This window comes from Tateyamaria sp. ANG-S1, assembly GCF_000814025.1.
In the GTDB taxonomy this organism is placed as follows: Bacteria; Pseudomonadota; Alphaproteobacteria; order Rhodobacterales; family Rhodobacteraceae; genus Tateyamaria.
Genome location: NZ_JWLL01000006.1, coordinates 100,923 through 114,187, shown reverse-complemented (window position 1 = coordinate 114,187; position 13,265 = coordinate 100,923). Strand labels below are relative to the sequence as shown.

Here is a 13,265-nt window from a genome sequence, read left to right as displayed (position 1 = left end):
AAGACATGCCCCCCTTCCCCTTGCCCTTTCCCGCCATATGTTGCACCACGATCCACGCGCCCATCCGGGGCGCGTTTTCTATGTTGAAGGACAGTTGAGATGGCGGACGGCGCGATGGACATCAATGCAAAACCAACCGAAGAGATCTCGGTCCGCGAGGTGTTCGGCATCGACACCGACATGGTGGTCAAGGGCTTTGCAGACCGCACCGACCGCGTACCGGACCTCGACAGCACCTACAAGTTCGATCCCGACACGACACTGGCGATCCTTGCAGGGTTTTCCCACAACCGCCGAGTGATGATCCAAGGCTATCACGGCACGGGCAAATCGACCCACATCGAACAGGTCGCCGCGCGCCTGAACTGGCCCGCTGTGCGCGTGAACCTCGACAGCCATATCTCCCGGATCGACCTGATCGGCAAGGACGCCATCAAGCTGAAGGATGGCAAGCAAGTCACTGATTTCCAAGAGGGTATCCTGCCTTGGGCCCTGCGCAACCCCACCGCCATCGTGTTCGATGAATACGACGCGGGCCGCGCCGATGTGATGTTTGTCATCCAGCGCGTGCTGGAAGTGGACGGCAAGCTGACGCTGCTGGACCAGAACCAGGTCATCAACCCGCACCCCTATTTCCGCATCTTCGCGACGGCAAACACCGTCGGTTTGGGCGACACGACGGGCCTGTATCACGGCACCCAACAGATCAACCAAGGTCAGATGGACCGTTGGTCGCTGGTGGCGACATTGAACTACTTGTCGATTGATGCCGAAACGGCGATCGTGCTGGCCAAGAACCCACACTACAACACGGCAGAGGGCCGCAAGACCATCAAACAGATGGTTACCGTGGCCGACCTGACGCGGACGGCATTCATGAACGGGGACCTGTCGACGGTGATGTCGCCGCGGACCGTGATTGCCTGGGCTCAGAATGCCGAGATTTTCCGCAATGTGGGCTATGCGTTCCGGCTTTCGTTCCTGAACAAATGCGATGAGTTGGAACGGCAGACGGTTGCCGAGTTCTATCAGCGCCTGTTTGACGAAGAGCTGCCGGAAAGTGCGGCGAGTGTGAGCCTGGGATAAGCCGAAGGAGGCACGATGCATATCGGCCTGATTGGCGGCATTGGTCCTGCAGCAACGATTTCGTACTACAAGCGCCTGACCGATGAGATGCGGTCTTTGGGCGCGCCATTGGAGTTGACCATAGTCAACACAGAGGCGTCTACCCTGCTTGCCAACAACAAGGCCGGGAATAAATCGGCACAGGCGCGGATTTACGCGGACCTCATCGGCCAGTTGAAGGCGGCAGGCGCAGAGTGCGCCGCCATCACATCGTTGGGTGGGCACTTTTGCTTTGAGGAAACTGCGCCGCTGTCACCCCTGCCTTTGGTCAGCGCAGTGAGCCCGCTTGACGCGTTTTTCGTAGCCCAAGGGTTAGAGACCGTGGGTTTGCTTGGAACGGGTGTCGTCATGCGGACGCAGCTTTATGGCCAGCTTGAACATACAGGCGCCGTTGCGCCGCAAGACATTGACGGTGTCGGCACAGCCTATACCGACATGGCGCTCGCAGGCACATGCACTGACGCACAACGCGCCTTTTTCATCGAAGAAGGGCGCAAGCTGATCGACGCCGGCGCGCAGGCCGTTGTTTTGGCGGGGACCGATTTGAACCTCGCCTTTGATGGGCGCGACGTGGGCTATGAAGTCATCGACGCGCTTGATATCCATGTGGACGTGCTGGTTGCCCTCGCGACCGGGCGCGCCACCCTCTCTGATCATTCTGTAGGCGGTTCTGCATGAGCACCCAAAACGACAACCCCGCCGATCCGTTCAAAAAGGCGCTCGCCGAGGCCACCAAGGTCATGGCGAATGACCCGGAGTTGAGCGTCTCCTACTCCGTCGATCCGGCGGGTGTGTCGGGCGATTCCATGCGCTTGCCGCAAGTGTCCCGCCGCATGACGCGCGAGGAAGTGCTGCTGGCGCGTGGCACCGCTGATGCGCTGGCGTTGCACCGCCGCTATCACAACGGGCAGACCCATGCGCGCTATTCTCCGCAGGGCGAGATGGCGCGGGATCTCTACGAGGCCATGGAAACAGCCCGTTGCGAAGCGATGGGCGCGCGCGACATGCCGGGCACCGCAGGCAATATCGACGCCAAGATCGCCAATGAGGCGGTGCGCAAGGGCTATGACCAATGCAAGCAGGCCTCTGACGTGCCTTTAGCGGCAGCGGCGGGCTATCTGGTGCGGCATTTGGCGACGGGCCGCGATCTGCCCTCCGGGGCCGAGAACGCCATGGAGCTGTGGCGCGGGTTCATTGAGGATCAGGCGGGCGGCACGCTCGAAAACCTTGGCGATATTCTGGATGATCAAGCCGCCTTTGCGAAATTTGCGCGGCAGGTGATCACAGACCTCGGCTATGGCGATCAGTTGGGCGATGACCCCGACCAGCTTGACGACGACATGGAAGACGAGGCCGAGGAAGGCCAGGAAGAGGATCAGGAGCCCGACAGCACAGGCCAAGACGATCAGGACGAGGAGAACGCCGAAGGCACGCCTGAAAGCTCGCAGGACGAGACGCAGGATTCGTCCGAAGCCCAGGTCTCCATGGACGACATGGCCGATCAGGAACTGGGCGAAGAGGCAGAGATGCCGGAGGGTGAGGCCCCGCTTGAACCCCCTGCCCCGCAGCCGGTGTCCGAGGCTGATCCGGACTATCAGGTCTATCTGGATGCGCATGACGAGGAAATCGGGGCCGAAGATCTGGCCGAGCCGGTCGAGTTGGAGCGTTTGCGCGCCTATCTGGACCAGCAGTTGGAGCCGCTGAAAGGTGCCGTGTCACGTCTCGCCAACAAGCTGCAGCGCCGCTTGCAGGCGCAGCAGAACCGGTCGTGGGAGTTCGACCGGGAGGAAGGAATGCTGGATGCGGGCCGTTTGGCCCGTGTGGTGGCGAACCCGACGACGCCCCTGTCCTTCAAGGTCGAGAAGGACACGGAGTTCCGTGATACTGTCGTGACGCTGCTCCTCGACAACTCCGGATCGATGCGTGGACGTCCGATTTCCATCGCCGCCATCTGCGCCGACGTTCTGGCCCGCACGCTGGAGCGCTGCAATGTGAAGGTCGAAATCCTAGGCTTCACCACCCGGGCATGGAAGGGCGGTCTTGCCCGTGAGGCGTGGTTGAACGATGGCCGACCAAGCCAGCCCGGTCGTCTGAACGACCTGCGCCACATCATCTACAAATCAGCCGACGCACCCTGGCGTCGGACGCGGCCCAATCTGGGGCTGATGATGAAGGAAGGCTTGCTGAAGGAAAACATCGACGGCGAAGCGTTGGAATGGGCGCATCGCCGCATGATCGCACGCCCCGAAGCGCGCAAGATCCTGATGGTAATTTCTGACGGCGCACCCGTCGATGACAGCACATTGTCGGTGAATCCTGCGAACTATCTGGAAAAACACCTGCGCGACGTGATTGCGATGGTTGAGCGCAAACGGGCTGTTGAGTTGCTTGCCATCGGCATCGGGCATGACGTTACCCGCTACTATGACCGCGCCGTGACTATCACAGACGTGGAGCAATTGGCGGGAGCCATGACAGAGCAATTGGCGGCGCTCTTTGACAGTGATCCACGGGCGCGGGCGCGCGTTATGGGGATGAAGCGCGCGAGTTGAGATCGGCCCTTCGGGGAGAGTTTATTTGGCAAGATGAAGGTGGATCATGTTCCAGAGCTTTGAGGTCACAGCACGTCCGGAACAAGGTCCACCGCGATTGAAGGCGTTGCGCGCTGAGTTGGAAGCCGACGGGCTGGATGGGTTCCTCGTCCCGCGTGCGGATGCGCATCAGGGTGAGTATGTCTCGGCCCGCGATGAGCGGTTGGCGTGGTTGACCGGGTTTACCGGATCTGCCGGGTTCTGCGCGGCTTTGCGGGACGTGGCCGGGGTGTTCATTGATGGTCGGTATCGGACACAGGTGAAGGCGCAGGTGGCCAAAGACTACACGCCCGTGCCATGGCCCGAGACATCGCTGTCTGACTGGCTGAAAGAGCAGTTGCCCGACGGCGGCAAGGTCGGCTTTGATCCCTGGCTGCACACGCCCGGCCAGATTGCACAGGCCGAGGACGGATTGAAGGGCATCGGGATCGCGCTGGTGCAATGCGAGAACCTCGTGGACCGCATCTGGGACGATCAACCGGGGCCAGCCGCCGAGATGGCCAAGGTCCATCCATTGGAATTCGCCGGCGAAAGCCACGAAGACAAGCGCGCACGTTTGGCGAAGGGCTTGACCGAGGCCGGGGCGGCTTCGGCCGTGATCACTCTGCCCGACAGCCTGTGTTGGCTGTTGAACATCCGCGGTTCCGACATTCCGCGCAATCCGATTGCGCAAGGCTTTGCCATCCTGCATGCCTCGGGCGCGGTTGACCTGTTCATGGACACGGCCAAGCTGGTCGAGGTGCGCGATCATCTGGGCGGCGATGTGACGTGCCATGCGCCCGACGCCTTTCTTGGCACGCTTGCTGAACTTGAAGGGCCCGTGCGTCTCGAAAAGTCTTCAGTCCCGGTGATTGTCGCCGATGCCATCGGGGATCGCATGCAATGGGGCGACGACCCGTGCGCGCTGCCCAAGGCCTGCAAGAACGAAGCTGAGATTGCAGGCAGCGCCGAGGCGCATCTGCGCGATGGCGCAGCGTTGGTGGAACTGCTGGCATGGCTCGATGCGCAAGCCCCCGGGAGCCTGCGCGAAACGCAAGTGGTCACGCAACTCGAGCAATACCGCCGCCGTGACAACGCACTGCAGGACATTAGCTTCGAGACCATTGCGGGCACCGGCCCCAACGGCGCTATCATGCACTACCGCGTGACCGAGGAAACCGACAGCACGCTAGACGACGGGCAACTGATCGTTCTGGACAGCGGTGGTCAGTATCTGGACGGTACCACCGACATCACTCGCACGATCGCCATCGGCACGCCGCCGGACGAGGCGCGTGCCGCCTTTACCCGCGTGCTGATGGGTATGATCAGCATGTCACGCCTGATCTGGCCCAAAGGGCTCGGCGGGCGCGACATCGAAGCCATTGGCCGCGCACCGCTCTGGTATGCGCACCAAGACTTTGACCACGGACTGGGCCACGGTGTGGGCGCCTATCTGTCGGTGCACGAGGGACCGCAAAGGCTGAGCCGCGTGAGCACTGTGCCGTTCCAGCCGGGCATGATCCTGTCGAATGAGCCAGGCTACTACCGCGAGGGCGGCTTCGGCATCCGGATCGAGAACCTGATTGTCGTGGAACAGGCTGAATGCCCGCCCGGCGGTGACGCCCATCGCGAGATGCTGTCGTGGCGCACACTCACCTTTGCCCCCATCGACCAACGCCTGATTGTCGTGGACATTCTGGATGCGCCATCGCGTGCGTGGCTCAACGCCTACCACGCTGAAACGCTTGAGAAAATCGGCCCGCGCGTGTCGGATGAGGCGCGCACGTGGCTACTGCAAGCCTGCGCCCCGCTCTAACACTGGCCCGGGTGTCATTTCTCTGTTACACCGGCGCTTCATCACGACGGAAATGCAATGAGAAGGAGGCTCAGGCATGGCTGATCACATCACGATCCGCAAGGCACCCGGCACATGGACAGTGCGCGCAGGTGGGGCCGTACTGGGCGAAAGCAGCGCAGCACTTGAGCTGAGCGAAGGCGACTACCCTTCGGTCATCTACTTCCCGCGCGACGACATCGCGATGGCCTTTCTCGACCGCACCGACAAGACCACCCATTGCCCGCACAAGGGCGATGCAAACTACTATTCCGTGGTGACAAAGTCTCAGACACTGGCCAACGCCGTCTGGACCTATGAGGCACCGCTGGACGGTGTCGCACGGATCAAGGACCACCTGGCCTTCTACACAAACAACGGCGTCACGGTCGAAGAAATCTAGCTATGCTCCTCGGCCGCAGTGGCGGCCAGCGCACGGTTATAGGCTTTCAACGCATCCACATGGAACAGCGCGCCCTGTAGCTCGGGCGCGGCATTCTCACCCGTCAGCGTCACCACCGGAATGAACCGCACCATGGTCCGGTCAAAAATCGGCATGGCGGCCTCAAGCGTGGCGTTTTGGTCTACATAGATCCCCTCACCGATCATCTCCCAACAGCGCGCCTCGTCCGCAGCACGGGCGTCGTCCTGTTTGCGCATGACCGACCCCACGCGGAACATCGCCAGCAGATAGGCTTGCGGCCCGGCGGCAAGGTGGACGCCACGCCGCTCCAGCTGAGTGAGAAAGAAGGAGCGATCGACAAGACGTGAGGACAGCGCTGTGGACATCGACACAGCCACCATCACGGCCAGCCCCGTCTGCCAGTCGCCGGTCAATTCAAAGACAATGAGAGTGGTCGAAATCGGCGCGCCCAGCACAGCAGCAGCCACCGCCCCCATCCCGGCCAGCGCATAAAGCGTCACTGACCCGGACACATCGGGGAAGATGCCTGTTGCCACGAGGCCAAACCCCAGACCGGTCAGCGCCCCGATCATCAGCGACGGCGAAAACACCCCGCCGCCCATGCGCCCCGCCATTGTGATCGCCACGGCGGCGGTCTTCATAATGATGAACACCACCACCTCGTTCAGCGCCAATTGCCCCGTCAAGGCGAGTGAGGTGGTTTCATAACCGACGCCAATGATGTGCGGATAGAAGATCGCCATGCCACCCAGCAGCGCACCAGCGACAGCCGGGCGCAGCCAGCGGGGCAAACCTGTGCGAGATTGAAACGCGGTGCCCATATCATCCGTCCAGAAAATTGCGCGCATCAGCACAACGGCAACCAAACCACAGAGCAAGCCAAGCAGCAGGAAGGCAGGCAGTTCCTGATAGAACACCAACTCGTTGGTGTCGGGCGCCATGAACTCGGTCACATCGCCAAATTCAAGGCGGTTGATCACCGTGCCAGCCACGCTGGCGATAACAATGGGGGCAAAGGCATGGACAGCGAAGTGGCGCAGCACGACTTCAAGGGCAAAGAGCGCCCCGGCAATGGGCGCGTTGAAGCTGGCCGAGACGGCAGCGGCCACAGCACAGCCCAACAGGTCGCGGCCCGTGACCCCATCCGCCTTGATCCAACGGCACACCTTGGTCGAAATGACGGCCGCCATGTGCACCACTGGACCCTCCCGCCCCGTGGAGCCGCCCGTCGACAGGGTGATAAAACTGGCGAAGGCCGAGGCGACCCCGGCCCGCGTGCTGACGCGCCCGTCGCGCAGGGCCGCGCCTTCGATCACGTCTGCCACACTGCGGGCCACACCATCCTTGGTGAAATTGTGCAGGATCAGACCAGTCACCAGCCCCCCCGCGATAGGGATCACCAGGATCCAGTACCATGGCAGGGATGACGCGAAGGTGTGCAGGTATTGCACGTCTTCAGTGCCGTAGAGATAGGCCTGCAAAGCCTCAATCCCCTTGCGGAAGAACAGCGCTGCGAAACCTGCGGCAATACCAATAGCAAGAGCGATGAACCAGAATTGCAACTGGTTCGGCCCCCGATGCCGCAGCACGTGCCAGCCGCCCTTGCAAGCAGTGACGGCAAGGTCGAGTTGCTGGGACAGAATGGATCGGTCGGGGGCGGACATGGGACCGGGCTGCAAGAACTGTGGCTGTCCAAGCGTTACGCCGAATGCCGCAGCTGCGAAAGCCCCCGCGGTGTCACAGCATCGCGATTGTGGCCCTAACCGCTCAGAAGCGCGCGGGCGGCCCCCCGCGCCTCGTCTGTGATGGTGTCACCGGCGAGCATACGCGCGATCTCGTCCACCCGCTCGGGCGCGGCAAGCGGTACGACTTGCGAGGTGGTCATACCCTTGGCCACCTTCTTTTCCACGCGCCAATGATGCGCACCCAGCGCCGCCACCTGCGGCGAGTGGGTCACAACCAGAACCTGCCCCGTTTCGGCGATCTGGCTCAGGCGCCGCCCCACCGCATCGGCTGTGGCACCGCCCACGCCCCGGTCGATCTCGTCAAAGATCATGGTCAGGCCCGATTGCTCCCGCGTGAGGCACACTTTCAGCGCCAGCAGAAACCGGCTGAGTTCGCCACCAGACGCGATCTTGTTCAGCGGTCCGGCAGGTGCGCCGGGGTTCGTCGCAACGGTAAAGGCGACAGCATCACGCCCCTCCGGCCCCGGCTCTTCATCGGTGATCTGGGTCTCGAACACGGCCCGTTCCATCTTGAGCGGGGCAAGCTCTGCCATCACGGCCTTGTCGAGCGCCTTGGCCGACTTGCGGCGGGCCGCACCCAGCTTGTCCGCTGCTGCATCATAAGCGGATTGCGCGGCGTCCAACTCGGATCGCAAGCGGCCAAGGTCGGCATCGCCCGCGTCCAACGCCGACAGCTTGGTCCGCAGGTCGCCCGCAAAGCGCGCCAATTCGTCCGGAATCACATCATGCTTACGGGCCAGCCCGCGCATGGCGAACAGCCGCTCCTCGGTGTCTTCCAGCTCAGACGGGTTGAATGTCAGGGTTTCGAGCGCCGCAACGATGCCGTCGGTCGCCTCGTCCAACTCGACCATGGCCCGCGAAAGCGCCGCCAGCGGCGCGTCAAGCTGGCCCTCTGCACTGTCAGCGACGCCGTCCAGCCAACGGATCGCATCGCTCACCGCGCCCTCGGCCCCATCGTGGCCAAGAACCTGATGGGCGCGCTGCACGTCCTCGCGAATGCGCTCAGCGCCTTGCATCAGACGGCGTTTGGTATCCAGTTCCGCTTCCTCGCCCGGCTGCGGATCAAGGGCGTCCAACTCGGCCACGGCATGACGCAGAAAATCCTCTTCCTCGCGAATGGCGGCCATGGCCGCCTCCGCCGCCTCCAGCGCCTTTTTCGCATGCCCAACAGCCCGCCACGCCTTGCGCGTCTTGTCCCGCGCAGCGTCCAGTCCGGCAAAGTCATCAAGGATCGCGCGATGCCCACGCGGGTTCAACAGGCCCCGGTCATCATGCTGGCCATGCAGTTCGATCAGGGTGTCGGACAGCGCCCGCAACACTTCACCCGAACAGCGGCGGTCGTTGACCCAAGCCGTCTTGCGCCCGTCTGCGGTGTTCACACGGCGCAGGATCAACTCGTCGTCCACGGGCAGACCCGCCTCTTCAAGCACCGCGCGCGCCGGGTGTCCGTCGGCCAGATCAAACCACGCCGTCACCTCGCCCTGCGCAGCCCCCTGCCGCACCAGATCAGCACGGCCGCGCCACCCCAGCACAAAGCCCAGACTGTCCAGAAGGATCGACTTGCCCGCGCCCGTCTCACCGGTCAGCACGTTGAGGCCAGGCTGGAACTGCAGTTCCAGCCGGTCGATGATCAGCATGTCGGATATGTCCAACCCGCGCAACATCAGCAGACCCCGGTCACGCGCGGCGCACCGCGCCCGTTGATCAGAGCCACCGACCCTTGATCATCTGACGATAGATCTCGGACAGCCAGTTGTTGCCACGCGGGTTGGGCTCAAGCCCCTGCCCGGTCAGCAGGTTGAAGCTGTCCTGATACCACTCCGTCGACTGGTAGTTATACCCCAGAATGGCGCCAGCCGTCTGCGCCTCATCCGTCAGACCAAGCGACAGGTAGGATTCGACCAAACGGTGCAGCGCCTCAGGCGTGTGCGTTGTGGTCTGGAAATCCTCAACCACCACACGGAACCGGTTGATGGCAGCAGCAAAGTTGTCGCGACGCAGATAGAAACGCCCGATCTCCATCTCTTTGCCCGCCAGATGGTCAAAGGCGAGGTCGAATTTCAGGATCGAAGACCTGGCATATTCGCTGTCGGGATAACGCTCGATCACCTCGCGCAGCGATTGCAGCGCCTGGAAGGTCAGGCCCTGATCGCGCCCCACCTCGTCAATCTGATCATAGTAGCTAAGGGCCAGCAGATACTGGGCATAGGCCGCATCGTCATCATCGGGATAGAAGTCAATGAACCGCTGTGCGGACGAACGGCTGTTGGGATAATCCTTGTCCCGATGGTAGGCAAAGGCCTGCATGATCAGCGCGCGGCGCGCCCAATCGGAATAGGGATAAAGCCGCTCAATCTCGCCAAAGTAGAAGGCGGCATCGGTCAGGTCGCCCTGCTCCAGTTCGAATTCACCGCGCTCAAAGATCTGTTCGGCCGAGAAATTCTCAAGCGGCACTTCCTGCCGGTTGAAAAAGCCACCGGTGGTCGGGCGCCCGTCGCCGCCGCCGCAGGCTGCCAAAACAGCCGTTACGGTCATCACTGCTGCAAGACGCGCGATGGAATTTCCGCGGATCATCCCTTGCCACCCCCAAGATGCTCAACACCGCCCGTTTCAGGCTGTTTGCCCGTCTCTAGCACAAAGTTTTCACAGGGTGAAATGACGATTTACCGGTCAGGCGCCGTTCAGGCGACTTCTGGAATTTCGTCCCAGACAAGACCGGCGCCGGGCAGCCGCGCGGTCATCTCTGGATCGCATGTGACCATGCGGACGGCATCCGGTGTGGCAAAGAGTTCACGCAGCAATTGGTTGGTCAGCGTGTGACCCGCGCGGACACCGGTGTAGTGACCGATCAGTGGTGCACCCGCCAGCGCCAGATCGCCCAAAGCGTCCAGCATCTTGTGGCGCACAGGTTCGTCAGAATGGCGCAGGCCACCGGGGCTCGATACGCGATCACCGTCAAAGACAACCGCGTTCACGCCGGGCGCACCACCCAAGGCAAGGCCATTGGCCTGCATGTTCTTGACGTCGTCCTGACGGCAGAAGGTGCGGCTGTCGCTCAACTCGCGGGCAAAGCTGCCATTCGCCATATTCAGCGACTTCGACTGGCGGCCAATGGCCGTGTCGGAAAAGTCGATGTGGAAATCGATGCGCATCTCTTTGGCTGGTGCGATGCTGGCACTCGCATCACCTTGGGTAACTGCGACGGTCTTCAGCACTTCCAGCGCGCGCACACGGGCGGGCAAGCGGCGCAGACCGCGCTGCATGATGCCGCGCACGAATGGCAACGCAGAGCCGTCAACAATCGGCACTTCGGGTCCGTCAATCTCGATCAGGGCGTTGTGCACACCGCAGCCTGCAATGGCCGCCATGATGTGTTCGACCGTCCCTACGGATACGCCTGCGTCATTGACCAACGTGGTGCACAGCGGGGATTGGTGCACCGCATCGTAGCGCGCTGGGACCAACGCATCGCGGTCGTTGATGTCTGTGCGGCGAAACCAGATACCATGCTCTGCCATGGCGGGACGGATCGTAAGACGCGCAGCTTTACCGGAATGCAGTCCGCATCCGGTGAACACTACAGGTCCTTTAACTGTTGTCTGCACGGGCCCCACCCATATCAATACTCGACGCATTCACAGCTAAGGGTGCGGGGGGCAACACACAACTCACTCTTTGCAACGGTCTGAAACATGGAGGTAACAGATGCGCAGCAACGTGCCCGACGGCCTGTAAGTGCCTGTTTCTAAAAAAGAAAAGAGGCCGCTTTGCAGCGACCTCTTGACCTGTTTGTGAGCGAAAATCAGTTCGCCTGACGCCGCAGGAAGGCCGGGATTTCAATCCGTTCCTGATCAGGGTCGGCCGCCTCTGCCGGACGTGGGGCCGGTGCGGGGGCTGGCGCGGCCCCACGGGCCTGAACCGGCGGCTGCTGGCGTGCAGAACGTTCAGCACCTGCGGCGCCCTCATTCGTGCCTGTCATACGGTTGATCAGTGAGTTGATCCCAAACCGTGGCTTGTCCGCTGCCGCTGCCGAAGCACCTGGTGCCGGTTGTTGCTGCTGCGCCGCCGCAGGTGCAGCCTTTTGCGTGGCCGCGCGCAGACGGGCCAGCGCCTCGGGCGATGGTGTGCCGGGCGCAGGTGCACGGGGGGCAACAAACTCTTCCGCAGGGGTAATTTCCGGATCGGGCTTGGGCTCAAACGCGGCCACTTGCGGCTGGTATGCCGGGGGCGGCAGGTCGTCATCTGCGGCGGGTGCCGCCTCTTCGACGTAGTTGTATTGCGGCGCGTCCTGCGCTGCCGGGGCTTCGAAGTCCTGGAACAGCGACGGTTCTTCAGCCGCAGCCGCAATGGGCGCTGCGGCAGGTTCGGGCATAGGCTCCGGCGCAGGGGCCGGCGCTTCGGTTGCGGTGGTCTGCGGCAGCGGGGCCGCCATGGACCGGCGCGGCACCGGAATTTCGGTCTGCACGTCCGTTGCATCGATGCCGGTGGCCACAACGCTCACACGCATCATACCTTCCATAGCGGTATCGAGGGTGGAGCCCACGATGATGTTGGCATCCGGATCCACTTCCTCGCGGATGCGGTTGGCGGCCTCGTCCAGTTCGAACAGGGTCAGGTCGTGCGCGCCGGTGATGTTGATCAGCACACCCTTCGCGCCGCGCAGCGAAATCTCATCCAGCAGCGGGTTGGCAATGGCCTTTTCGGCGGCCTGAATGGCGCGGTCTTCACCATCAGCCTCACCCGTGCCCATCATGGCTTTGCCCATCTCATCCATCACGGCACGCACGTCCGCAAAATCAAGGTTGATGAGACCCGGACGGACCATCAGGTCGGTCACGCCTTTGACGCCCTGATACAGCACGTCGTCAGCCATCGAGAACGCCTCGGTAAAGGTCGTCTTTTCATTGGCAAGGCGGAACAGGTTCTGGTTCGGGATGATGATCAGCGTATCGACCATCTTCTGCAGACTGTCGACACCGTCTTCGGCCTGACGCATCCGCTTGGCGCCTTCGAACTGGAAGGGCTTGGTGACAACACCGACAGTCAGAACGCCCAACTCCCGCGCGGCTTGCGCGATAATCGGCGCAGCGCCTGTACCTGTGCCGCCGCCCATACCGGCGGTGATGAAGCACATGTGCGCTCCGGCAAGGTGGTCCACGATCTGTTCGATTGATTCTTCGGCGGCAGCGGCACCCACACTGGCACGTGCCCCGGCGCCAAGACCTTCGGTCACTTTGATACCCAACTGGACCCGGTTCGTCGCGGCGGACTGTTGCAGCGCTTGCGCATCCGTGTTGGCAACGACGAAATCGACGCCATCCAGTTGTTTTTCAATCATGTTATTGACGGCGTTGCCCCCCGCACCACCGACACCAAAGACGGTGATACGCGGTTTCAACTCGTCATGTCCGGGCATGGAAAGGTTCAGGGTCATAGGTCAGGTCCGCCTGTGTGGTTGCCGCATTCGCGGGTGTTTTTGTGCCTAAATTTTCACAACCGTAGCGATTCAAGGTTCAAACGTCACCCTTAAATCGCAAAAACACCGCAAAATATGGGCGAATTCT

10 protein-coding genes are annotated in these 13,265 nt (G+C 62.1%); 5 read left to right on the top strand and 5 right to left on the bottom strand.

The features are described 5' to 3' along the window. Window positions 1-99: 99 nt before the first annotated feature. The 5 genes from cobS to RA29_RS11770 all read left to right on the top strand — a co-directional run bounded on the left by cobS (window position 100) and on the right by RA29_RS11770 (window position 5,935). Window positions 100-1,086 (top strand): cobaltochelatase subunit CobS, encoded by a 987-nt coding sequence (gene cobS / locus RA29_RS11790; RefSeq protein WP_039686238.1) that lies wholly within the window; start codon window positions 100-102, stop codon window positions 1,084-1,086. A 15-nt stretch (window positions 1,087-1,101) separates the two neighbouring features. Next, window positions 1,102-1,803, top strand: coding sequence for an aspartate/glutamate racemase family protein (locus RA29_RS11785; protein ID WP_039686236.1), 702 nt, complete (start codon window positions 1,102-1,104; stop codon window positions 1,801-1,803). After that, the gene (cobT, locus tag RA29_RS11780; RefSeq protein ID WP_039686234.1) at window positions 1,800-3,677 is read left to right on the top strand and encodes a cobaltochelatase subunit CobT; all 1,878 of its coding nucleotides are present in this window, start codon (window positions 1,800-1,802) and stop codon (window positions 3,675-3,677) included. The genes RA29_RS11785 and cobT overlap by 4 nt, the downstream gene beginning before the upstream one ends. Before the next feature lie 46 nt (window positions 3,678-3,723). After that, entirely contained in the window at window positions 3,724-5,514 is a 1,791-nt protein-coding gene (locus RA29_RS11775) for an aminopeptidase P family protein (RefSeq protein WP_039686233.1), read from the top strand. Window positions 5,515-5,590: 76 nt separating this feature from the next. Beyond that, on the top strand, window positions 5,591-5,935 hold the full coding sequence (locus RA29_RS11770; protein WP_039686231.1) for a DUF427 domain-containing protein: 345 nt from the start codon (window positions 5,591-5,593) through the stop codon (window positions 5,933-5,935). Here the strand turns inward: RA29_RS11770 and RA29_RS11765 are convergent. From RA29_RS11765 to ftsZ, 5 genes are all read right to left on the bottom strand, one after another. Then, window positions 5,932-7,620: a chloride channel protein gene (locus RA29_RS11765; RefSeq protein WP_039686230.1), complete on the bottom strand. Its 1,689-nt coding sequence runs from the start codon at window positions 7,618-7,620 to the stop codon at window positions 5,932-5,934. The genes RA29_RS11770 and RA29_RS11765 overlap by 4 nt on opposite strands. Window positions 7,621-7,715: 95 nt before the next feature. After that, window positions 7,716-9,365: a DNA repair protein RecN gene (gene recN / locus RA29_RS11760; protein ID WP_039686228.1), complete on the bottom strand. Its 1,650-nt coding sequence runs from the start codon at window positions 9,363-9,365 to the stop codon at window positions 7,716-7,718. Between the two features lie 40 nt (window positions 9,366-9,405). Beyond that, complete coding sequence (locus RA29_RS11755) at window positions 9,406-10,275, bottom strand: outer membrane protein assembly factor BamD (protein ID WP_039686226.1); 870 nt, start codon at window positions 10,273-10,275, stop codon at window positions 9,406-9,408. Between the two features lie 107 nt (window positions 10,276-10,382). Beyond that, window positions 10,383-11,306 (bottom strand): UDP-3-O-acyl-N-acetylglucosamine deacetylase, encoded by a 924-nt coding sequence (lpxC, locus tag RA29_RS11750; protein WP_039686224.1) that lies wholly within the window; start codon window positions 11,304-11,306, stop codon window positions 10,383-10,385. 197 nt (window positions 11,307-11,503) lie between these two features. Then, on the bottom strand, window positions 11,504-13,135 hold the full coding sequence (gene ftsZ / locus RA29_RS11745; RefSeq protein WP_039686222.1) for a cell division protein FtsZ: 1,632 nt from the start codon (window positions 13,133-13,135) through the stop codon (window positions 11,504-11,506). Window positions 13,136-13,265 lie beyond the last annotated feature (130 nt).